22 protein-coding genes are annotated in these 20,928 nt (G+C 62.1%); 5 read left to right on the forward strand and 17 right to left on the reverse strand.

From position 1 onward, the window contains the following. Positions 1 to 15: 15 nt before the first annotated feature. Entirely contained in the window at positions 16 to 1,113 is a 1,098-nt protein-coding gene (locus PG887_RS11440; RefSeq protein ID WP_270821738.1) for a calcium:proton antiporter, read from the forward strand. 198 nt (positions 1,114 to 1,311) lie between these two features. Here PG887_RS11440 and hutH read toward each other — a convergent pair whose 3' ends face one another. From hutH to ftsY, 10 genes are all read right to left on the reverse strand, one after another. Further along, positions 1,312 to 2,844 (reverse strand): histidine ammonia-lyase, encoded by a 1,533-nt coding sequence (gene hutH / locus PG887_RS11445; protein WP_128342084.1) that lies wholly within the window; start codon positions 2,842 to 2,844, stop codon positions 1,312 to 1,314. 1 nt (position 2,845) lies between these two features. Beyond that, the gene (gene hutU / locus PG887_RS11450; RefSeq protein WP_113978380.1) at positions 2,846 to 4,549 is read right to left on the reverse strand and encodes a urocanate hydratase; all 1,704 of its coding nucleotides are present in this window, start codon (positions 4,547 to 4,549) and stop codon (positions 2,846 to 2,848) included. 45 nt (positions 4,550 to 4,594) lie between these two features. Beyond that, positions 4,595 to 5,533, reverse strand: a complete 939-nt coding sequence (hutG, locus tag PG887_RS11455) for a formimidoylglutamase (protein ID WP_266139906.1) — start codon at positions 5,531 to 5,533, stop codon at positions 4,595 to 4,597. Continuing rightward, the gene (gene hutI / locus PG887_RS11460; RefSeq protein WP_010672608.1) at positions 5,526 to 6,761 is read right to left on the reverse strand and encodes an imidazolonepropionase; all 1,236 of its coding nucleotides are present in this window, start codon (positions 6,759 to 6,761) and stop codon (positions 5,526 to 5,528) included. Before hutI ends, hutG begins: the two co-directional genes overlap by 8 nt. Positions 6,762 to 6,917: 156 nt before the next feature. After that, positions 6,918 to 7,622: a histidine utilization repressor gene (gene hutC, locus PG887_RS11465; protein WP_041212197.1), complete on the reverse strand. Its 705-nt coding sequence runs from the start codon at positions 7,620 to 7,622 to the stop codon at positions 6,918 to 6,920. A 10-nt stretch (positions 7,623 to 7,632) separates the two neighbouring features. Next, on the reverse strand, positions 7,633 to 8,292 hold the full coding sequence (can, locus tag PG887_RS11470; RefSeq protein WP_010672606.1) for a carbonate dehydratase: 660 nt from the start codon (positions 8,290 to 8,292) through the stop codon (positions 7,633 to 7,635). 127 nt (positions 8,293 to 8,419) lie between these two features. Beyond that, the gene (rpoH, locus tag PG887_RS11475) at positions 8,420 to 9,274 is read right to left on the reverse strand and encodes an RNA polymerase sigma factor RpoH (protein WP_029313526.1); all 855 of its coding nucleotides are present in this window, start codon (positions 9,272 to 9,274) and stop codon (positions 8,420 to 8,422) included. Between the two features lie 451 nt (positions 9,275 to 9,725). After that, positions 9,726 to 10,679 (reverse strand): permease-like cell division protein FtsX, encoded by a 954-nt coding sequence (gene ftsX, locus PG887_RS11480; protein WP_029313524.1) that lies wholly within the window; start codon positions 10,677 to 10,679, stop codon positions 9,726 to 9,728. Beyond that, positions 10,679 to 11,347: a cell division ATP-binding protein FtsE gene (gene ftsE / locus PG887_RS11485; protein ID WP_104455118.1), complete on the reverse strand. Its 669-nt coding sequence runs from the start codon at positions 11,345 to 11,347 to the stop codon at positions 10,679 to 10,681. The genes ftsX and ftsE overlap by 1 nt, the downstream gene beginning before the upstream one ends. Positions 11,348 to 11,569: 222 nt before the next feature. Further along, positions 11,570 to 13,168: a signal recognition particle-docking protein FtsY gene (ftsY, locus tag PG887_RS11490; protein ID WP_104455117.1), complete on the reverse strand. Its 1,599-nt coding sequence runs from the start codon at positions 13,166 to 13,168 to the stop codon at positions 11,570 to 11,572. 110 nt (positions 13,169 to 13,278) lie between these two features. Here ftsY and rsmD point away from each other — a divergent pair, with 110 nt between their 5' ends. Next, positions 13,279 to 13,908 carry a 16S rRNA (guanine(966)-N(2))-methyltransferase RsmD gene (rsmD, locus tag PG887_RS11495; RefSeq protein ID WP_270821739.1) on the forward strand — a complete coding sequence of 210 codons (630 nt, stop codon included), beginning with the start codon at positions 13,279 to 13,281 and terminating at the stop codon, positions 13,906 to 13,908. A 108-nt stretch (positions 13,909 to 14,016) separates the two neighbouring features. Continuing rightward, positions 14,017 to 14,331 (forward strand): DUF1145 domain-containing protein, encoded by a 315-nt coding sequence (locus tag PG887_RS11500; RefSeq protein WP_010672600.1) that lies wholly within the window; start codon positions 14,017 to 14,019, stop codon positions 14,329 to 14,331. A gap of 33 nt (positions 14,332 to 14,364) precedes the next feature. Here the strand turns inward: PG887_RS11500 and PG887_RS11505 are convergent, their stop codons facing one another. Both PG887_RS11505 and fabR read right to left on the reverse strand, forming a co-directional pair. Further along, the gene (locus tag PG887_RS11505; protein WP_010672599.1) at positions 14,365 to 14,730 is read right to left on the reverse strand and encodes a YijD family membrane protein; all 366 of its coding nucleotides are present in this window, start codon (positions 14,728 to 14,730) and stop codon (positions 14,365 to 14,367) included. Between the two features lie 19 nt (positions 14,731 to 14,749). Next, positions 14,750 to 15,370, reverse strand: a complete 621-nt coding sequence (gene fabR, locus PG887_RS11510; protein WP_010672598.1) for an HTH-type transcriptional repressor FabR — start codon at positions 15,368 to 15,370, stop codon at positions 14,750 to 14,752. A 149-nt stretch (positions 15,371 to 15,519) separates the two neighbouring features. Between fabR and PG887_RS11515 the strand changes: the two genes are divergently transcribed. Further along, the gene (locus PG887_RS11515) at positions 15,520 to 16,638 is read left to right on the forward strand and encodes a fatty acid desaturase (RefSeq protein WP_039040410.1); all 1,119 of its coding nucleotides are present in this window, start codon (positions 15,520 to 15,522) and stop codon (positions 16,636 to 16,638) included. A 470-nt stretch (positions 16,639 to 17,108) separates the two neighbouring features. Here the strand turns inward: PG887_RS11515 and PG887_RS11520 are convergent, their stop codons facing one another. Next, positions 17,109 to 18,362 (reverse strand): phospholipase D-like domain-containing protein, encoded by a 1,254-nt coding sequence (locus PG887_RS11520; RefSeq protein WP_104455116.1) that lies wholly within the window; start codon positions 18,360 to 18,362, stop codon positions 17,109 to 17,111. A 75-nt stretch (positions 18,363 to 18,437) separates the two neighbouring features. On the opposite strand from PG887_RS11520, the gene PG887_RS11525 reads away from it, so the two are divergent. Beyond that, positions 18,438 to 18,599, forward strand: coding sequence for a hypothetical protein (locus PG887_RS11525; RefSeq protein WP_201933880.1), 162 nt, complete (start codon positions 18,438 to 18,440; stop codon positions 18,597 to 18,599). A gap of 5 nt (positions 18,600 to 18,604) precedes the next feature. Here the strand turns inward: PG887_RS11525 and PG887_RS11530 are convergent, their stop codons facing one another. From PG887_RS11530 to PG887_RS11545, 4 genes are all read right to left on the reverse strand, one after another. Then, positions 18,605 to 20,026, reverse strand: coding sequence for a lytic transglycosylase F (locus tag PG887_RS11530; RefSeq protein ID WP_010672594.1), 1,422 nt, complete (start codon positions 20,024 to 20,026; stop codon positions 18,605 to 18,607). 216 nt (positions 20,027 to 20,242) lie between these two features. Beyond that, complete coding sequence (locus tag PG887_RS11535; protein WP_010672593.1) at positions 20,243 to 20,545, reverse strand: YfcZ/YiiS family protein; 303 nt, start codon at positions 20,543 to 20,545, stop codon at positions 20,243 to 20,245. 10 nt (positions 20,546 to 20,555) lie between these two features. Beyond that, positions 20,556 to 20,720 carry a twin-arginine translocase TatA/TatE family subunit gene (gene tatA, locus PG887_RS11540; RefSeq protein WP_010672592.1) on the reverse strand — a complete coding sequence of 55 codons (165 nt, stop codon included), beginning with the start codon at positions 20,718 to 20,720 and terminating at the stop codon, positions 20,556 to 20,558. Between the two features lie 17 nt (positions 20,721 to 20,737). Beyond that, positions 20,738 to 20,928 (reverse strand): hypothetical protein (locus PG887_RS11545; protein WP_270821741.1); only part of this gene is annotated, 191 nt, incomplete at its 5' end.

A 20,928-nucleotide genomic window follows, 5' to 3' on the forward strand; every position in this document is an offset into this window, starting at 1 on the left:
TGAGAACCACTGCCTATGAAGTCTTTTATCCGACAAGAGATTGCTCTGCCTGCCGGTCTGCTGACCCTGCTCTTCTTCAAAACCCTGGGGAGCGACCTGCTGGCAGAGACAACCCCCCTTGCGGTCTACCTGCCGGTGTCGCTGGCCCTGCTTGCCATCGTGACCTGGGCCATCTTCTCCGTCGTGCGTCACTCTGACGCCCTCGCCATCAAGCTCGGGGAACCCTTCGGTACCCTGATCCTGACCCTCTCGGTCATCTCCCTGGAAGTGGTGATGATCTCCTCCGTCATGCTGACCGGCGATCCCAATCCCACCATGGCCCGCGACACCATGTTCGCGGTGGTGATGCTGGTCACCAACGGTCTGGTGGGCTTCACCTTGCTGTTTGGCGGCTGGCGCTATCACACCCAGAACTTCAATCTGGACGGGGTCAAATCCTATCTGGTGGCCATCATTCCCCTGGCTCTGCTCTGTCTGGTCCTGCCGAACTTCACCCAGGGCGGCACCCTGGGCAGCCTCTCCAAGGCCATGTCATGGATGCTGATCATCATCTCCATCCTGCTCTATGGTGTCTTCCTGCTGATCCAGACCCGCAGCCACAGCCACTTCTTCGTCGACAGCGATCACGAGGATCTCGAGGATCACCACGGCCCGCTGCAGAGCAACGTCTATCACACCCTCTTGCTGCTCGCCTACCTGGTGGTGGTGATCCTGCTGGCCAAGACCCTGGCCATCCCCATCAACTACGGGGTGCACGTGATGGAAGCCCCGATCGCGCTGGGTGGTTTCATCGTCGCCTGTATCGTACTGGCCCCCGAAGCGGTCGGCGCCATCAAGGCGGCCTTCAACAACCAGTTGCGGCGGGCCATGAATCTCTACTTCGGCTCCGTGCTGGCCACCATCGCCCTCACTGTACCCTCCGTGCTCTTCATCGGCTCCCTGATGGGGCAGGAAGTGCGCCTGGGCCTCTCCCCTGCCGACATGGTGCTGCTCATCACCACCCTCATGGTCTGTAAAGTGACCTTCAGCAGCGGCCGCACCCACGCCCTGCACGGCGCCACCCATCTTGTGCTGTTTGTCGTTTACCTGTTCCTGATGTTTGAACACGGATAAGGCTGCCAGCACTCACCCCGTGCTGTTCGTGGTTTATCTGTTCCGGATGTTTGAACACGGATAAGGCCGCCACCACCTGCCTGCTGCCACTCTGCGCAGCGCGCTTCCGATGGCCAAGCACAGGAGCGGCGCCCAAAGCCCAGAAATGAAAAGACCGCCCCATGGGCGGTCTTATTTATGGTTTGCTCAGACTCGGGGTCAGAGGCTGGGCAGAGTCCCGGCCGGGATCAGGTCGTTGTAGCTGGCACGGCCCAGCAGGGCGGCGGCCGCCTCGATGTCCGGTGCAAAGTACCTGTCCTTGTCATAGAAGCTGACCTCTTCCCGCAGACGGCCCTTGGCCAGCTCGATGAGCTCGGTGGAGCGCAGGGGAGCGCGGAAGTCGAGCCCCTGGGCCGCTGCCAGCAGTTCCACCGCCAGGATGCCACGGGTGTTCTCGGCCATGTCCGCCAGCCGGCGACCGGCGAAGGTGGCCATGGAGACGTGGTCCTCCTGGTTGGCCGAGGTGGGCAGGCTGTCCACCGAGGCCGGGTGGGCCAGGGTCTTGTTCTCGGAGGCCAGGGCCGCCGAAGTGACCTGGGCGATCATGAAACCGGAGTTCACCCCGCCGTTGTTCACCAGGAAGGCCGGCAGGCCGGACATGCGCGAGTCGATGAGTAGCGCCATGCGCCGCTCGGACAGCGACCCGATCTCGGCGATGGCCAGGGCCAGGTTGTCGGCGGCAAAGGCCACGGGTTCTGCGTGGAAGTTACCGCCGGAGATGATCTCCTCATCCTCGGCAAACACCAGGGGGTTGTCGGAGACCGCGTTGGCCTCGCACACCAGCACCTCGGCGGCCTGACGGATCTGGGTCAGGCAGGCACCCATCACTTGAGGCTGACAGCGCAGGGAGTAAGGATCCTGCACCTTCTCGCAGTTGTGGTGGGACATGCCGATCTCGCTGCCATCCACCAGCAGGTGGCGGTAGCAGGCGGCCGCGTCGATCTGGCCACGCTGACCGCGCACCGCGTGGATGCGGGCGTCGAAGGGTCGGCGGCTGCCCAGCGCCGCCTCCACGCTCATGGCGCCTATGGTGATGGCGCCGGCGTAGAGATCCTCGGCGTGGAACAGCCCTTCCAGCGCAAACGCCGTGCTCGCCTGGGTGCCGTTGAGCAGCGCCAGCCCCTCTTTCGGCGCCAGGGCGATGGGCTCCAGGCCTGCAATCTTGAGGGCAGTGGCGGCGTCGATCAGCTCGCCCTTGTGACGGGCCTTGCCTTCACCTATCAGCAGGCAGCTCATGTGGGCCAGGGGCGCCAGATCGCCGGAGGCACCGACGGAGCCCTTCTTCGGCACCACGGGGTAGACTTCGGCATTGATGAGGGTCATCAGGGCCTCGAGCACCGTCAGCCGGATGCCGGAGAAGCCACGGGCGAGCGAGTTGACCTTGAGCACCATCATCAACCGCACGGTGGCGTCATCCATGTACTCGCCAATTCCTGCCGCATGAGAGAGCACGATGGAGCGTTGCAGCTCGTCCAGCTGCTCCACCGGGATCCGGGTATTGGCCAGCAGGCCAAAGCCGGTGTTGATGCCGTAGACCACCCGGTTTTGCTCGATCACCTTGGTGACCACGGCGGCGGAGGCGTGGATCCCCGCCAGGGCAGCCGGATCCAGGCTGACGTGTACCGGCTCACGGCTGACACGGCGCAGGGTGGCGAGGCAGAGTTTGCCCGGTTGCAGATTGAGTTCGAACATCTTATTTCACCCCTTTGCCGGTGGCGTCGATCATCGGCAGATCCAGTTTCGCCTCAACGGCACAGTTGATGGCAATCTCGTAGCCGGCGTCGGCGTGACGCATCACCCCGGTGGCCGGGTCGTTGCGCAGCACGCGGCCGACCCGCTTGGCGGCATCGTCGGTGCCGTCACAGACGATCACCACGCCGGAGTGCTGGGAGAAGCCCATGCCCACACCGCCACCGTGGTGCAGGGAAACCCAGGTCGCGCCGCCGGCGGTGTTGAGCAGGGCGTTGAGCAGCGGCCAGTCGGAAACGGCGTCGGAACCATCCATCATGGATTCGGTCTCGCGGTTCGGGCTCGCCACCGAGCCGGAGTCAAGGTGGTCACGGCCGATGACGACCGGAGCCTTCAGCTCGCCATTCTTCACCATCTCATTGAAGGCCAGGCCCAGGCGCACCCGATCCTTGACGCCAACCCAGCAGATCCGCGCCGGCAGGCCCTGGAAGGCGATGCGCTCGCGGGCCATGTCGAGCCAGTTGTGCAGGTGGGGATCGTCCGGGATCAGCTCCTTCACCTTCTGGTCGGTCTTGTAGATGTCTTCCGGATCACCGGAGAGGGCCACCCAGCGGAACGGGCCAATGCCCTCGCAGAACAGCGGGCGGATGTAGGCCGGCACGAAGCCTGGGAAGTCGAAGGCATTCTTGACCCCCTCTTCCAGCGCCATCTGGCGGATGTTGTTGCCATAATCGAGCGTGGCGGCGCCGCGGGATTGCAGGGTCAGCATGGCTTCGACCTGACGGGCCATGGAGCGGCGAGCCGCCACGTTGACCTCGTCCGGTGCGCTCTTTTGCAGATCGCGCCATTGGGCCACGCTCCAGCCCTGGGGCAGGTAGCCGTGTACCGGGTCATGGGCGGAGGTCTGGTCGGTCACCACGTCCGGCGTGATGCCGCGAGCCACCAGCTCGGCGAAGACGTCGGCGGCGTTGCCGAGCAGGCCGACGGAGACGGCGGTACCGCTGCGTTTGGCCTCCTCGACCATGGCCAGCGCCTCATCCAGGCTGTGGGCCTTCTTGTCGACGTAGCGGGTACGCAGACGGAAATCGATACGGGTCTCGTCGCACTCCACGGCGATCATGGAGAAACCGGCCATGGTGGCGGCAAGGGGCTGGGCACCGCCCATGCCACCCAGGCCCCCGGTCAGGATCCAGCGGCCTTTTGGTTCACCGTTGAAGTGCTGGTTGGCCACCGCGAAGAAGGTCTCGTAGGTGCCCTGCACTATCCCCTGGGTGCCGATGTAGATCCAGGAGCCGGCGGTCATCTGGCCGTACATCATCAGACCCTTTTTATCGAGCTCGTTGAAGTGCTCCCAGTTGGCCCAGTGGGGCACCAGGTTGGAGTTGGCGATGAGCACCCGCGGCGCATCCTTGTGGGTCTGGAACACCCCGACCGGCTTGCCGGATTGCACCAGCAGGGTCTGATCGTCCTCGAGCCGGGTCAGTACCTCGACGATCTTGTCATAGCAGGCCCAGTTTCGGGCGGCGCGGCCGATGCCGCCGTACACCACCAGGGACTGGGGATGCTCGGCAACATCCGGATCCAGGTTGTTCATCAGCATCCGCAGTGGCGCTTCGGTGAGCCAGCTCTTGGCGGTCAGCTGGGTGCCGTGGGGAGCACGGATCACGCGGCTCGGATCGTGGCGGGGATCCTGGTGTTGTACAGACATAGACACTCCTTGTTTAGCGATGCAGTCAGGCGGCGCGGTGCGCCACTACTTGGTCAACTGGTGAACCAGGCGCGCAGCCACGCGGGCACTGCGGTTGTCCTGATCCAGGTTCGGGTTGTACTCGGCCAGATCGGCGAGCCTGAGCTTGCCGCTGGCCCGGATATGGGCGATGAGCGGTTCGATGACCGCCAGCTCCACGCCGCGAGCAGCGGGAGCGCTCACTCCCGGCATCACTGCCGCCGGCAGCACGTCTAAATCGATGGTGAGATAGAGGTGGTCGCAACGGGCGATGAAGGCATCCATCCCGCCTAGCAAGGCTGGCAGCTCGGTCTGCGTCATCGCCTCGTCCAGCACGTGCCAGACTCCCAGCGCCTCGGCGCGGGCAAAGAGCGCCGCGGTATTGGCGGTTTCGGCCACCCCGAGACAGGCATAGTGAAAGGGGGTGCCCTGGGCAGCGCACTGCTCGGCAATCTGGAAGAAGGGGGTGCCCGAGCTCGCCTGCTCCTGTTTCATGCGCAGATCGAAGTGGGCGTCGAAATTGATGATCCCGACCCGCCCTTCGCCGCCAAGATGACGGTTCAGGCCGCTCCAGCTACCGAACGCCACCTCGTGGCCGCCTCCCAGCACCAGGGGGAAGTGCCCCTGATCCAGCGCACTCGCGACCCGTTCGGCCAAGCGTCCGTGGGCGGCATCGAGATCGCCGTCCTCACAGGCCAGATCCCCGCCGTCATAGACGGGGGCACCCAGATGCCAGGCCGTGTTGGCCAGCAGCTTGCGCACCGCCAGCGGTGCACCGGCCGCACCGACCCGCCCCTTGTTGCGGCGCACCCCTTCGTCACAGGCAAAGCCGAGCAGCACCACGCCGGGTTCGCGATTCCCCTGCCAGGGTTGCACCCTATCGTGCCAGCGCAGGGCCAGCTCGCCGTCTTCGGGATCCTGACGCCCCTGCCAGACCGACATGTCGATCCCGTTGAACTTATCCATGAAGGGTTTCCTCCCCGTTGACCACACGGCTCACCAGCTGATCGACACCGATGAGGTAGCTGAGCTCGGCCGGATGGCCGCAGTTCCAGACAAGGAAATCCGCCAGCATGCCGACCTTGAGCTGCCCCAGCCGTTCCTGCTCGCCAAGCGCCCTGGCGGCGTGGCGGGTCACCCCGGCCATGGCCTCCACCGGGGTCAGGCCAAACAGGGTGCAGGCCATGTTCATGGCCATGCGCAGGGAAACGATGGGAGCCGTGCCCGGGTTGATGTCGGAGGAGACAGCCATGGGTACCCCCGCCTTGCGCAAGGCGGCGATCGGGGGCAGCTTGGTCTCCTTGAGGAAATAGAAAGCGGTCGGCAGCAGGGTGGCGACCACGCCACGGTGGGCCAGCGCCTGGATCCCGTCCTGATCTAGATATTCCAGATGATCCACCGAGAGGGCGCCGAAGTGGGCGGCGAGCGTGCTGCCCCCCAGGTTGGAGAGCTGATCCATGTGCCCTTTCACAGCGAGGTTGTACTGATCCGCCGCCAGATAGACTTGCTCGGTCTGGGCAAGGGAGAAGCCGATGTGTTCGCAGAAGACATCCACCGCATCCGCGAGACCTGCCTCGGCCGCCGCCGGGATGATCTCCTGGCAGATGGTCTCGACCCAGGAGTCTGGATCGTCGCGATACTCCGGCGGCACCGCATGGGCCGCCAGCAGCGTGGTCTTGACCCGGATGGGCTGCGTCTCTCCCAGACGACGGGCCACCCGCAACATCTTGAGCTCGTCTTCCAGGGTGAGGCCGTAGCCGGACTTGATTTCGACTGTGGTGACCCCTTCCCGGATCAGGGACTTGATCCGCGGCAACGCCAGCTCATAGAGCCGCTCCTCGCTGGCTGCCCGGGTGGCGCGCACCGTGCTGATGATACCGCCCCCCTTGCGGGCGATCTCCGCATAGGGGACCCCCTTCTGGCGAAGCTCGAACTCTTCGGCGCGGCTGCCAGCGAAGATGAGGTGGGTGTGGCAATCGATGAGACCGGGGGTGACCAGCTTCCCCTTCATGTCCTGCCAGGAGGCGGCATAGGGGCCCTTGAGATCCTGCATGGGGACCAGAGCGTGGATCTTGCCATCCCGCACGCCAAGGGCATGGGGCTCCAGCAGGCCGTAGTCCGCCAGATCGGGGCGCAGGGTGGCGGGTGTCACGTTGAGCCAGACCCGCTCGCAGTTCAACAGTTCCTTGTTCATACCGACCTCTAAATGTATATACAATAATTTATAGCCCATCTCTGAAAAGAAAGAAAGGATCAAGTTCACATCTTGATAACAACGACTTTATTAGAGTGTAAGCACAAAAAAGCCCACCGAGAGGTGGGCTTTTAAATGCTTAATATGTATATACAATTATGCGAGGCGCGTCTTGGAGCTCAGCTTGTAGCGGGAACCCGGCGACAACAATCTGGCATAGGAGACCAGACAGCCGTCTGACCAGGTGCGCCGGTGCAGCAGCAGGCAGGGGGTGTCGACCCTCACTTGCAGCAGTCCAGCTTCACCAGCACTCGGCAACACGGCTTCTACCACGTGCTCCATCTCGGAGAGGGGGCAGATCTCCATCAGATAGCTGTTTGGCGTCTGCTGGGTGAAATCCTGCTCGCCATAGCCGGGCAGTCGCTCGGCATCGACGAAGCGCTCCTCCAGTTGCAGCGGCTCCCCATCGGCCTGATGGACGATGAGGCTGTGAAAGGTGGGCGCCCCGACCCGCAGGCCCAGACGCACCGCCACTTTCTCGTCGGCGGCCTGACGTTGCAGCCGGATCACCCGCGCGCTGTACTCGCTGCCCCGCTCGGCGATCTCGTCTGCAATATTGCGAATCGCCAGGAGCGGCGACTCGGTGCGCCTGTCGGCCACGAAACTGCCGGATCCGGCGGTGCGCACCAGCCAGCCTTCGGCCACCAGTTCACGCAGCGCCTTGTTTACCGTCATGCGGCTCACGGCAAACTGCTCGCACAGGGCGGCCTCGGTCGGGATCCGGTCGCCCGCCTGATAGTGGCGTTCGCGGATCCCGTCCAGGATGTGCTGCTTTATCTGAAGGTAGAGCGCAGGAGCCACCGGCTGGTCCTCAGCGGCGACGATGGGGCGGACGCATGTCCGGCCAGGCGCGATAGACATCCGGGATCTGGTCAGGGCCGCTGATGCAGAGATCGAGATCGTGCAGCAGGCCATCCTTGATGCCGTAGATCCAGCCGTGCACCGCCAGCTCCTGCCCCTTGCGCCAGGCATTCTGGATGATGGTGGTGTGACAGACGTTGGCGACCTGCTCGGCCACGTTCAGCTCGCACAGGTAGTCGAAGCGCTCGTGCTCATCCTCGATGGCTTCGAGCTGTTCGCCGTATTTGAAGTAGACGTCCTTGATGTTGCGCAGCCAGTTGTCGATGAGACCCAGCTCCTGGTTCTGCATCGCAGCCTTGACCCCACCGCAGCCATAGTGGCCGCAGACGATGATGTGCTTCACCTTGAGCACCTCCACCGCGTATTGCAGCACCGAGAGGCAGTTGAAGTCGGTGTGCACCACCAGGTTGGCGACGTTGCGGTGGACAAAGACGTCCCCCGGCAAGAGCCCCATCAGCTGGTTGGCGGGAACCCGGCTGTCGGAACAGCCGATCCAGAGGTACTCGGGTGCCTGCTGGGCGGACAGGGTAGCGAAGAAATTGGGATCCTCGGCCTTGATCCGTTCCGCCCACTCGCGGTTGTTGGTAAACAAGTCGTTCAACAGTTTCACTTCTGCTCTCCCTACTGTGGCAGTGGCGGCAACATACCATACACAAGGGTAACCAAGGCAAGGCCGACCAGATCCCCGCAAAACAAAAACAGGGCCATCAGGCCCTGCTTCTTACCGGAGGAGGCCGTCAGGCATCCATGGCATCTTTCAGCTTCTTGAGCGCGTTTTTCTCAAGCTGGCGCACCCGCTCGGCGGAGACGCCGTAAGTATCGGCCAGCTCCTGCAGGGTGGTCTTGCTCTCGTCATCGAGCCAGCGGGCACGGATGATGTGCTGGCTGCGCTCGTCCAGGGTCGCCATGGCCGCACTCAGGCGACGGGTGGCATGGCTGTCCCAGTTGTCGTTCTCGATGTTCGCGGCGAGATCGGAAGATTTGTCTTCCAGATAGTGCACCGGCGCGAAGCCACCCTCGTCTTCATCGTCACCGACCAGATCGAAAGCCTGATCGTAATTGCTCATGCGCGCTTCCATCTCGGTGACGTCGGCAGCGGATACCCCGAGGTCGGCAGCCACGGCCTGCACCTCTTCGTGGTTCAGCCAGCCCAGACGCTTCTTGGACTTGCGCAGGTTGAAGAACAGCTTGCGCTGGGCCTTGGTGGTCGCCACCTTGACCATGCGCCAGTTGCGCAACACATATTCGTGGATTTCGGCCTTGATCCAGTGCACGGCGAAGGAGACCAGACGCACGCCCACGCTCGGGTCGAAGCGTTTGACGGCTTTCATCAGGCCGATGTTGCCTTCCTGCACCAGATCGGCCTGAGGCAGGCCATAGCCGGAGTAGCTCTTGGCCACGTGAACGACAAAACGCAGGTGCGACATAACGAGCTGGCGTGCAGCTTCGAGATCACCATCCTGCTGCAGACGCATCGCCAGTTCGCGCTCTTCCTCTGCGCTCAGCACAGGGATCGAGTTGACGGCCTGGATATAGCCTTCCAGACTACCTTGCGGAATCAGAGCCATAGTGCGTTGCAATGAAGTTCCCATGTTCTACCTCTTACTTTTCAATCGAATCAGTCTAACACCCTGAGAAGACGTGTCTACCGACCAGGTATCATTCTGCGTGCTGCATCATACATCACCCCAGCATGAACCCGGCCTATCTTAGGCTGACGGCATGAATCATAAATGAACAGTCAAAAAAAGGGGTCACAGTAAAGGACCCCTGAAAAGTAGCATGCTAAGTCCATTGTTGCGGAGCTCGCAACCTTCACATGCTTGCCAAGTCAGACGAGCAAGGCATAGGGGCCATACCCGTATTCATTCTGCTGCAGTCAATAGACCATTGATAAATCAAAAGGTTCAGAGGATCCACATATGATCCTCGGCGCAGACACCATTCAGATTACTCTGAGAAAGTGGCCCGTGCCAGAAACGGGCAACTCTTTTACTTGATCCAGTTCGCAAAATCCAGCGCTTTAAAATGCTGACAAATTAATCAGGACGGTTCTATGTCGCGAATGTGTCTGTGCACCGAGAACCAGGAGGCGATCAACCCCAGCAGGGCGCCCAGCAGTATGAGATTGAAGCCGTCGAACGCCCCCATCCCCACCAGACGGAAGTTGCTGTTGTAGAGCCCCGCCAGCTCCTTCACCACCCCCTCGCTCCAGATCACCATCACCTCGGTCAGCCACCAGGCCAGCATGCCGCCGATGACCCCGAACCAGATGCCCGTATAGAGGAAGGGACGGTGGATGAAGGCATCGGTCGCTCCCACCAGCTTGAGCACTTCAATCTCGGAACGCTGGTTGAGGATATTCAGGCGCAGGGTGTTGCCCACGATCAGCAACACGGCGGAGAGCAGCAACACCGCGATACCTGTGATGGTGTGGCGCAGCAGGTTCATGATCCCCTGCAACCGGGTCAGCCACTGCAGATCCAGCTTGCCCTGCTCGATACCGGGCTCGTTCTCCAGCTTGGCGAGCAGCTCGGCGGCCCCTTCGGGATTCTGCCAGCGCGGATCCGGGATCACGCTCAGCACCGGCGGCAGCGGGTTGCTGTCCAGATAATCCAGGGCATCACCGAAACCGGAGATCTCCCGAAATTCCCTGAGCGCCTCGTCACGGTTCATATAAGTGACGGACTCCACCTCCGGATAGAGCAGGATCCGCTGCTTCATGTCGAGGATGCTCTGCTCCGGCAGATCCTTGCGCAGATAGAGAGAGATCTGGGAGCTGGTCTGCCAGCTCCCCTCTACCACTTCGGCATTCTTCAGCAATACGTGGAAACAGGAAGGCAGCGCCAGACTCACGCCAAGCACCGCCAGGGTCATCAGGGAGGCGAGCGGGTTGCGCCACAGCTCACCCAGGCTGGCAAAGGCCTGACGCACATGATCCACCCCATACATCATCAAACGACGCAACGGCGGCTGTTTATGACGAACAATAGCCATCAGCGAGCCTCCCCTGACGAATACATGCGACCCGCCTTGAGGGTCAGGGTGCGGTAGCGCATCCGGGCGATCAGCCCCAGATCGTGAGTGGCAATCAGCACGGAGACGCCGAAGCGGTTGAACTCCTCGAACAGACGCATGATGTCCATGGAAAGCTGGGGATCCAGGTTGCCGGTCGGCTCGTCCGCCAGCAGCAGGGGCGGCTTGTTGACGATGGCGCGGGCGATACCGACCCGTTGCTGCTCACCACCGGAGAGCATGCGAGGCTGGTAACGCTCCTTGCCGAGCAGCCCGACCTTGTCCAGCGCCGCCGCCACCCGCTTGTTGATGTCCCCATGGCTGTAGCCATCGATCACCAGGGGCAGGGCGACGTTGTCGAACACGGTACGATCCATCAACAGGCGGTGATCCTGGAAGATCATGCCGATCTGGCGGCGCACGTAGGGGATCTGACTGCGCTGGATGTGGCTGACGTCATCGCCGTGGAAGAAGACGCGGCCGTCGGTCGGCCGTTCCATCACGCTGATGAGCTTGAGGAGGGTACTCTTGCCCGCCCCCGAATGGCCGGTCAGGAAGGCCATCTCCCCCTTGCGCAGGTGAAAACTGACCTTTTGCAGCGCTTGATGACCGCCACTGTAGACCTTGCTGACCTTGTCAAAACGAATCATAACGGTTCCCTGAGATTGACAAACCCCGACCGGGATAAAGCATGGGGCGCTCACTCCCCCGTACCGGCACAACACCTGGATGACAACACCGGTCGCAACCATGCCGCATGTCATCCTTGCCCGGATGAGCCATGCCTGCGCTCTCATAGTGACATACCCCGACCGGAGTCGGGGTATGGAACACGTGCTCGTCACGGCTGGGCCGACTCATGTCGGCCGGATTTATTCTTCGCGGCTGAAGAGCGCCTCGATGAAGTCGTTGGCGACGAACGGGCGCAGATCGTCGATCCCCTCACCCACCCCGATGTAGCGGATCGGGATCTGGAACTTGTCGGCCACCGCGAAGATGACACCACCCTTGGCAGTGCCGTCCAGCTTGGTGAGGGTGATGCCGGTCAGGCCCACCGCCTCGCTGAACAGCTTGGCCTGGCTCAATGCGTTCTGGCCGGTGCCTGCGTCCAGAGTCAGCATGATCTCGTGGGGTGCCGCATCGTCCAGCTTCTTCATCACCCGCACCACCTTCTTGAGCTCCTCCATCAGATTGCTCTTGTTCTGCAGGCGGCCGGCGGTATCAGCGATCAGCACGTCAGCCCCGCGGGAGCGGGCAGCCTCGATGGCGTCATAAATGACGGAAGCGGAGTCGGCACCGGTGTGCTGGGCAATCACCGGAATGTTGTTGCGCTGACCCCACACCTGCAGCTGCTCGACGGCGGCAGCACGGAAGGTATCGCCAGCGGCCAGCATCACGCTCTTGCCCTCGGCCTGGAACTGCTTGGCCAGCTTGCCGATGGTGGTGGTCTTGCCGACGCCGTTCACGCCGACCATCAGGATGACGTAAGGCTTCTTGCTGGTGTCGATCACCAGGGGCTGCTCGACCTTGGCCAGCATCTCGCCCATGTCCTGTTTGAGCAGACCGTAGAGCGCCTCGGCATCCTTGAGCTGCTTGCGGTCCGCGTGCTGTACCAGCCCCTCGATGATGCGGGTGGTGGTGTCGACGCCAAGATCGGCGGTCAGCAGCTGGGTCTCCAGCTCTTCGAACAGATCGTCATCGATCTTCTTGCCGCTGAACAGGCCGAAGAAACCGGAACCGATATTCTCCCTGGTACGCACCAGGCTGCGCTTGAGGCGGACAAAGAAGCCCTCCCGCTGCGGCTTCTCCTGAGTGTCGTCGTCCACCTTGGCGGCCAGTGGCAGAGCGGCCAGAGCGGCGGCCTCAGCCTCCATCGCGGCGACCAGACGCAAATCTTCCGCTCGCTGGGCCTCTTTGGCGACACGAGCTTCCTCGGCAGCCTGAGCTTCGGCGGCAACACGGGCCTCTTCTGCGGCGCGGACCTCGGCAGCAATACGGGCCTCTTCTGCGGCGCGGGCTTCGGCGGCGATGCGAGCCTCTTCCGCAGCGCGGGCCTCGGCGGCAATACGGGTCTCTTCTGCGGCGCAGGCTTCGGCGGCAATACGGGCTTCTTCTGCGGCGCGAGCCTCGGCGGCAATACGAGCCTCTTCCTCAGCGCGGGCTTCGGCGGCGACAATGGCTTCTTCTGCGACCTGAGCTTCGGTTGAGATCAAGGCCTCATTGACGATGACGGGCTCAAGCTCGCCCTCCGGCTCTTCCACAACCAGGGGGCCTTCGTCAGGGCCGCTCAGCGGCGCTTCGGGCTTGGCGGTAGGGGCATCAGCCGGGGCAACATCGGCGACAGGCGCGGGAACAGCGGCGGCCTCCGACTCGACGACCGCCGGGGTAGCGTCGGGCGCCTGCGATGGAACGGCCTCAGCCTCTTCTTTCTTGCGGCCGAAACCCAGCCAGGAAAACAAACCTTTTGCCATCTAAAAATACTCACATCAAAGGCTGACTGCTAAGATAGCCGTCCCTCGGCGGGTCGGCATAAAAATGAACCGCCTTATACTATCACTTTATTTTCTGACGACGAAACGCGATGCCCAGAGTGAAATCCAGCCGTAACAGCCCGAGCAAGAGCCCGGCCCCCCAGGGGCGAGCGGGCGTGGTACGAATCATCAGCGGCCAATGGAAGGGGCGCAAACTCCCCGTCAGGGATGTGGAAGGGCTCAGGCCCACCACGGATCGCGTCAAGGAGACCATCTTCAACTGGCTGGCTCCCCACGTGCGCGGTACCCGCTGCCTGGATCTGTTCGCCGGCAGCGGCGGGCTGGGGCTGGAAGCCTTGTCCCGCTATGCCGAACAGGTCACCCTGATCGAGATGGACAGAGGCGCCGCCGACCAGCTCAAGAAGAACCTGACGACCCTGGGCTGCAGCCAGGGGCAGGTGATCCAGGCCGATGCCGTGAGCTGGCTGCAAGGCCCGGCCACCCCCTTCGATCTGGTCTTTCTGGACCCACCGTTTCGTCGCGAGCTGCTGCCCCAGGTGTGCGAGCTGCTGGAGCAACGCGGCTGGCTGGCATCCGATGCCCTCATCTATCTGGAGCGGGAAAAAGAGATGGCCGATCTGACGCTGCCCGCCAGCTGGACACTACTCAAGGACAAGCAGGCTGGTCAGGTCTGCTATCAGCTCTATCTGCGGGACACCAAGCATGACGCTGCTGTTTAAAGGGGAGATGGGCACAGTCCCCTTCTCCGTCAATTTGGACAACGGCTCAAGGACAAGCAGGTCGATCACATCAGGCCTGCTATCAACTCTATGTACGGGAGGTAAACGATGAAGCGGGTGTTTAATCTGTTGGCGATGGGGGTGCTACTGTTCTTCTGGTTCGGTGTGGCACTCGCCCTGCTGGGCACCCTGCCGGGCAAACTGAACGGCTTTCTGCCGGTGTGCGGCGTCATCGTGATATTGATGCACTGGGTACAGGCCAGCATGATCAAGGCGGCCTGCAAACCCTACTTCGCGGTCACTCGTCTCGAATTCACCCAGGTGCTGATCTTCGGGGTGTTCGGCATGATGGATATCCGCACCAAGCTGCAGGCCATCATAGACGCCAGGAAGAAGGGAGAGACTCCCCCCAGGGCCGACTAGGCCACCCCCGGCCCGACCAGAAGGAGTGATTCGTCACTCCTTTTGCGTTTTTCCGAGGCTGATTCCCAGCTTGATGGAGAGAGCGGCGAGCAGCAGCAGCATGGCAATGAGGGAGAAGAAGTTGCTGCCAAGCTCGGGGTACTGCACCTTGACCAGGGCAGAATGGCCGAACACGCCGATAAAGAAGCAGAGCAGAATGCAGCTGGGTGTGTTGCCCACCATGGGCTCATGGCGATAGTGCTGATAGAGCTGGCTGGCCGCCAGCAACAGGGCGATGAGGGGGTAGAAGGAGAAGGGGACGACCGACTCCGTCAAGGCCGACAGGAAGGCATCGCCACAGATACCGATCAGCAGGGCCAGCACCAGGGGCTTCTTCGGAATCGCGTTCGGTTCATGCATGAGGCTGTCCATCCTTGCGTTATGTGAGAGATTCGTGGCGCTTGCGGTTCTGCACCTCGGCGCCCATGGCGATCATCCGCAACTGGCTGATGGTGCGCTCCGACAGTGCCTTGCACTCTTCCGGAGTCATGTCGAGGGCGTCTGCACCGGCGCTGAAGACGATGGTCACCATGGCCTCGGCCTGGATATAGGCCTCTTCCCGTGGCGCCTGCGTGGTGGCTTCCAGATAATCGGTCAGCTCGGCGATGAAGTGCTGGATCTCCCGGGCCACCGCCTGACGGAATGCAGCCGAGGTGCCGGAGCGCTCGCGCAGCAGCAGCCGGAAGATGTTCGGGTTGTTTTCGACGAATTCCATGAAGGTCTGCACCGAGGTGCTGATGACGCTGCCACCACCGGCAATGCGCTGGCGCGCCTGGCGCATCAGTTGGCGCAGGGTCAGCCCTCCCTCGTCCACCAGCGTCAGCCCCAGCTCTTCCATGTCCCGAAAGTGGCGATAGAAGGAGGTCGGCGCTATGCCCGCCTCTCTGGCCACTTCCCGCAGGCTGAGGTTGGAGAAACTGCGGTTGGCGCAGAGTTGACTGAACGCCGCCTCGATCAGCGTACGCCGGGTTTTTTCTTTTTGTTGCGCGCGAATACCCACGAAAACAGTCACCTTGAGATTAGCGAGGCCAGATGATAACCCGAAGGCGGGGCCGGGATCAGGTTTGTCTCCGACTTTTTTACCATTGACCCGCATTCCGGCTCAATGGAGAATAGTGAACAGCTGTTCGCTGAAAGGAGCCGAGTGAAATGGACCGCCCCCCGATCATCATGACCAACACCCTGCTGTTCGCCCTCTCCGGGCTGACGGCACTGATAGCGGTCCCCTGGTATGGACTGAGCCAGGGCTACGACCTCTGGCAGTGGCTCTGCTTCCTGCTGCTGTTCTGCTATTGCGGCATCTCCATCACCGCCGGCTACCACAGGCTCTGGTCCCACAAGGCCTACAAGGCGCACCCGGCCCTGCAATGGATCTTCGCCATCGGAGGCGCGCTCGCCCTGCAGAACTCGGCGCTGCACTGGTCCTCGGATCATCGCCGCCACCACCGCCACGTGGATGACAACCAGAAGGATCCCTACAGTGCGGGTCGCGGCTTCTGGTACTCCCACATCGGCTGGATGCTGCGGGAATACCAGCGCGATACCTACCACGACTACAGCAATGTGCGCGACCTGCAAAACAACCCCGTGGTCGCCTTCCAGCACAGGCACTATCTGGCTCTGGCCCTGGTCACCAACATCGGCATTCCGCTGCTGCTCGGCCTCTTGCACGGGGATCTGCTCGGCATGATGTTGCTGGCCGGGGTGCTGCGCATGGTGATGACCCATCACACCACCTTCTTCATCAACTCCCTGGCCCACATCTGGGGCAGCCAGCCGTTCACGGATCGCAACAGCGCCCGGGACAACGGCATCCTGGCCTTCTTCACCTTTGGCGAGGGCTATCACAACTTCCATCACCTGTTCGAGAACGACTACCGCAACGGCATTCAATGGTGGCAGTTCGACCCCACCAAGTGGCTGATCCGCACCGCCGCCTGGTGCGGGCTCGCCAAAGACCTGAGATCCTGCCCGGAGGAACGCATCGAACAGGCCAGGCTGGAGATGCAACTCAAGCGCGCCCAGGCCAGAGTGCACAAGCAGGACGACAGGGAACGCTGGCAGGCACTGCTGCAGGAGGAGTACGACAAGCTGAGCCTGCAGATCCAGCACTACTATGCCAGCCGCAAGTCACTGCTGGAGCAGCGCAAGCGCACAGCCCTCGCACGCTACGACAGGCTCAGGCTGCAACTGGAGTACCGCACGTTGCGAGACGGTTTCCTCGTTGCCAAGCGCAACTGGAGTCGTCTGCTGGCGGGCCTCGCCTGATCGCCGAGACATCACGCAAAAGACCGCCAGCAGGCGGTCTTTTTGATTGGGCAAGTGGACGGCGGGCATAAAAAAAATGGGGCAACATTCGCATGTCACCCCCTCGCAAATAGCATGTTCCATATTGGGCTCCCGCAACCACGGGGGTCTGTCTGGCATCACGGGTTTCCGCTCCCGATCCGCCTCGCCTGCCGGAGCAATCCGGTTGACCCATTTCCCCTGTTGCCGTCACCCACACGACAGACCAGCCGCCGTGTTTGTCCTTGCACTCGAGATACTACGCAGTTAAATAAAATAAAAAACCGTTCTACACGCACCTCTATGCAGTCGAGGAACCTGGATTGTTACTCCGCTCTTAATATAAATCGATTAAAAACAATACTATACAATCCAGTCCCGTATTTGGATGGCAAACGTTATCCTCGAAGGCGCACAAGGCTTTGCGAGATCTCGCACAAGGCGGATCCCACTCACAACCAACGATGCAAAGGTAACCAATCGCTCAATTGCGCCAGCAGGCGCCGCCATGCAGAGGGGGACGCCACCACCGGGTGCACGGCCTGCTGCAACCAGCCATCGATGAGTTGCTGCAACTCGTCGCACAGCGTCGGGCTATGGAGGTGCAGCATCAACTCGGTGTTGAGCATCAGGGAGCGGGGATCCAGGTTGAAACTGCCGAGCAGCGCCTCCTCCTTCCCCATCAGGATCAGCTTGGCATGCAGACTGAACGCCTCCGTCGTCAGCTCGAACAGGGTGATCCCCTGATGCTCGAGCCAGGGACGGTGACGTCGATAGGCGCCATAGACCAGGGGCACGTCCGTGCTGGCCAGGGAGTTGGTCAGGATCTCGATGTCGACCCCCTGCCGTCGCTGCCCCTTGAGCCGGCGACGCAGCCCCCGAGTCAGGATCAGGTAAGGGCTCACCAACCTCAGGGCCCCCTGATTGCTCGCCAGCATGCGTCCCAGCAGGGGCGCCGTGGTCGGCCGGGCGACCAGCCCCTTGCCGGGGCGATCGAACCAGCACTGCCCTCGCCCGGGATGCCAGCAAAGGGGAACGGGGCACTCATCAAACAGAGTGGCCGGCAGATCATAGGCGGCCGCCATGGCGGGGTCGGTCAGGGTCAGCAGGAAGTCGTTCAGGGCCCGGGTTTCGGCTGGCAGCAAGGGGCGTCTCAACAGGCGACGGACCGGGTGGCTCCAGCGACTGTGCCAGAACAGCGCGAACCCCTGCTCGGCCTGCTGACAGAGGGGGCCGCGGCAGAGCAGATCCAGGTCGATGAAGTGAGGCGACATTCCCAGCCCGAAGTAACGATCACCGATGTTGCGCCCGCCGATCACCGCCTGGCTGCCATCCACCAGCAGCAGCTTGTTGTGCATCCGGTGGTTGATGCGGCGAAAGCTCAGCACCCCTTCCAGCAGCAAGGTAAGGGGACGCCAGCCCCGCAGCCAGAAGGGGTTGAACAGGCGCACCTCGATGCCCGGTTCCGCCGCCACCGCCTCCAGAAAGCGGTTCTCCCCGCCGTAGAGATCGTCGATGAGCAGTTGCACTACCACTCCGCGCCTGGCCGCCCGCACCAGCTCCGCCAGCAGCAGCTTGCCGCTGCCGTCCTCTTCCCAGCTGTAATACTGGGCGAGGATCCGGTGGCGAGCCTGGCGGATCAACTGGCATCGGGCTTTCAGGGCGGCGCCGGGATCGGCGAGCAAGGCAAACTCGGCGGGGATCAAGGGTCATCTCCCTGTCATCTGGTGGTGGCATAACCCAGACAACCGTCCCGATAGCCCAGTGTCAAGGAGCCGATGATGGAACTGCGCGACCACCCCTCCCTCAGTCAGAGACCTCATGCCAGCCAACCGGATCCCACTCTGGCCAGGCTGTTGATGCCCTGGTACCAGCAGCACCGGGATCTGGGCTGGGAGCCCCTTGCGCAGCATCACGAGGATCCCCTCCCCTGCCAGCATTGACAGGCTCAGGGCTGCACCGCCTCGATGGCCTCTGACTTGCCCTCCAGCTGGGGCAGGCTGAAACGGTAGGCCACGTAGTATTTGTAGATGGTGCCAACGTAGTTGATGGGCCCCTGGCCCACATCGTTGGCCACCAGCTGCTCCACATTGCCGAACCAGACGTTCGGATCCAGCCCCTTGTCGGCCGCCTTGGCCTGCAATGCCTGGACACGGTTCGGACCCGCATTGTAGGCGGCCAGGGCGAACAGATGGCGATTGAGCCTGTCCATCCCGGGATCATTGAAGTAGGTGTCCAGGATGAGCCGCATGTAGCGACAGGCCGCCTCCACATTGCCCTCCAGACTGGTGAGTCTGGCGCCTCGGATCCCCACCTCCTTGCCGGTGCTCGGCAGCAATTGCATGATGCCGACGGCCCCCCGGTGAGAGCCGACATTGGGATTGAGCCCCGACTCCTTGTAAGCCAGCGCGGCCAGCATCAGCCAGTCCAGCTGATACTTGTCCGCCTGGGCCTCCAGTACCTTGCGAATGGTCGACAGTCGCCCCAGCGGGTCCGGCGCCAGTATGTTGCTCATGCGGTCGCTCTGCGCCAGCAGGCGGCGCAATGTCATGTCACTGTAGAGGGTCCGCTTGCTCGACTCCGAGATGTAGGCGTTCACCGCCTTGAGCAGCTCCGGGCTGTTGTTGCGCAGGGCCCAGGCGCTTCGCCCCTTGTCCCGCAGCGGAATCAGCCTGTGGGCCTTGAGGCCGCCAATCATGTCGAGCCAGATCCGCCCCTTGAAGCTGTCGGTGACCGTCAGCGGAATGATCCCGGCTGACACCATCTCCAGCAGGTCCCCGTCCTGCAGGTATTCGGGAACCGTCTCGATGTAGACCGGGGGCAACCCCAGCTCCCGAAACAGCCAGTTGAGCTGGTGCAGGCTCTCGAAATAACTGGAGCTGGCTCGCACCCAGATCCGCCGGCCGGACAGCTGGGTGATGCGATTGAAGGCAGGGAGCTCCCGCTGGCTCACCACCCACTCCTCGATGGGGGCGATCAGCGGCTGGGAGAAGGTCACCTGCTCGCGCCGGGTGGGGGTGACCGTCAGGTTGGCGGCCACCAGATCCCCGCGCCCCTCGGCCAGATAGTCCAGCAGCTTGTCCTGGCGCACCGGGATATAAATGATCTTGAGCTTGAGCTTCTCCTTGGCCAGGTAGGTCTGGTTCAACCAGCGCTCGAATCCCTGAAGCTGATTGACCAGGATGCCGTACTGGGCTCCCTTGTCGAAAAAGAAAAACCCCCGCTCATAGACCACCAGGGCCCTGAGCTCTTTTTTTTGCAGGATGTGTTCGAGATCACCGGCCTGGGGCAGCAACTGCGGCTTGAGATCCGCCGCCAGCAGAGGGAGAGAACAGAGAGCCAGCAGGGCCCAGATCCATCGCCGCATCATGATTTAACCACCTCGCTGTGGGCCGGTGCGCACCGTCGGGTCTGTCAGAGAAGGCGCCTGCGCCAAGTCATGGGGCGTCGCGGGATCTTCTGCCGATCGGCGCATGCCGGACGGAAAACGGATCGTCCGTGGGATAACTCACTATACAACGCAAAGGGAGGGAAAAAGCGAGGGGCAGAGCAAGACGGCAGGCAAGCCTGCCGTGTCATCACGATCTCAGAGGGAGCGGGCGCGCATCTCGAAGATCAGCTTCTCGGCGGTGCAGGTGAATTGCAGGCGGGCCTTCAGGATCACGCCATCCGGGCCCCGGCTCAGCTCGCTGCTGCTTTTGGCTTCGGCAGTGACCTGCTTGGCCAGCGCCTCGTAAGCTGCAAATTTCTCGCGGGCGTCGGCTTCTGCAGCGGCCTCGATCACCAGCTCCATGACGTCGTCACCTTCGCCGATGATGGTGCCAATTTCGGCGAAACAGCCGCAACTGTCACAGGTCTCGTTCAGTTCCACTTTCTCGTCTACAGACATACGTTCACTCCTACTTATTCCGGATATTGTCATCGTCGCGCAAGGCGTTGCGAAAATCCCTGATGGCAGTGCCCAGATCCTCACCGGCGCCAGCCAGGCGTTTGCTGCCAAACACCACGACGACGACCACGAGCAGGATCAGCAGATGCCAGATATGAATGCCACCCAGTCCCATAGGGAGACTCCTGACTGTTAGATACCTGGAGGTTGTATCAAAAGAAAGCGTATCGATTGTTGGGCAAAATCAAGGCAGGTGCAAGTTGGCGAAAAAATCGCGCAAAAACGGCGACGAGGCGCAAAAAATACGGTTCTTCGCGGGATCTTGGGGAAGTGGAAGTTGACAGACAGGGTGCTGGTAAACTGGCTGTCTCCAAACACACCAC

It is taken from the genome of Aeromonas sp. QDB14, assembly GCF_027707845.1.
Lineage (GTDB): Bacteria > Pseudomonadota > Gammaproteobacteria > Enterobacterales > Aeromonadaceae > Aeromonas > Aeromonas caviae.

Excerpts from the sequence above, each read along its gene's own strand:
- ftsX (WP_029313524.1), bottom strand. The coding sequence starts at position 10,679 with ATGGCTATTGTTCGTCATAAACAGCCGCCGTTGCGTCGTTTGATGATG.
- PG887_RS11535 (WP_010672593.1), bottom strand. The coding sequence starts at position 20,545 with ATGTCTGTAGACGAGAAAGTGGAACTGAACGAGACCTGTGACAGTTGC.
- PG887_RS11440 (WP_270821738.1), top strand. The coding sequence starts at position 16 with ATGAAGTCTTTTATCCGACAAGAGATTGCTCTGCCTGCCGGTCTGCTG.
- rsmD (WP_270821739.1), top strand. The coding sequence starts at position 13,279 with ATGCCCAGAGTGAAATCCAGCCGTAACAGCCCGAGCAAGAGCCCGGCC.
- ftsE (WP_104455118.1), bottom strand. The coding sequence starts at position 11,347 with ATGATTCGTTTTGACAAGGTCAGCAAGGTCTACAGTGGCGGTCATCAA.
- PG887_RS11525 (WP_201933880.1), top strand. The coding sequence starts at position 18,438 with ATGGAACTGCGCGACCACCCCTCCCTCAGTCAGAGACCTCATGCCAGC.
- PG887_RS11515 (WP_039040410.1), top strand. The coding sequence starts at position 15,520 with ATGGACCGCCCCCCGATCATCATGACCAACACCCTGCTGTTCGCCCTC.
- PG887_RS11505 (WP_010672599.1), bottom strand. The coding sequence starts at position 14,730 with ATGCATGAACCGAACGCGATTCCGAAGAAGCCCCTGGTGCTGGCCCTG.
- PG887_RS11530 (WP_010672594.1), bottom strand. The coding sequence starts at position 20,026 with ATGATGCGGCGATGGATCTGGGCCCTGCTGGCTCTCTGTTCTCTCCCT.
- ftsY (WP_104455117.1), bottom strand. The coding sequence starts at position 13,168 with ATGGCAAAAGGTTTGTTTTCCTGGCTGGGTTTCGGCCGCAAGAAAGAA.
- hutI (WP_010672608.1), bottom strand. The coding sequence starts at position 6,761 with ATGAACAAGGAACTGTTGAACTGCGAGCGGGTCTGGCTCAACGTGACA.
- hutU (WP_113978380.1), bottom strand. The coding sequence starts at position 4,549 with ATGTCTGTACAACACCAGGATCCCCGCCACGATCCGAGCCGCGTGATC.
- PG887_RS11500 (WP_010672600.1), top strand. The coding sequence starts at position 14,017 with ATGAAGCGGGTGTTTAATCTGTTGGCGATGGGGGTGCTACTGTTCTTC.
- hutH (WP_128342084.1), bottom strand. The coding sequence starts at position 2,844 with ATGTTCGAACTCAATCTGCAACCGGGCAAACTCTGCCTCGCCACCCTG.
- hutG (WP_266139906.1), bottom strand. The coding sequence starts at position 5,533 with ATGGATAAGTTCAACGGGATCGACATGTCGGTCTGGCAGGGGCGTCAG.
- tatA (WP_010672592.1), bottom strand. The coding sequence starts at position 20,720 with ATGGGACTGGGTGGCATTCATATCTGGCATCTGCTGATCCTGCTCGTG.
- rpoH (WP_029313526.1), bottom strand. The coding sequence starts at position 9,274 with ATGGGAACTTCATTGCAACGCACTATGGCTCTGATTCCGCAAGGTAGT.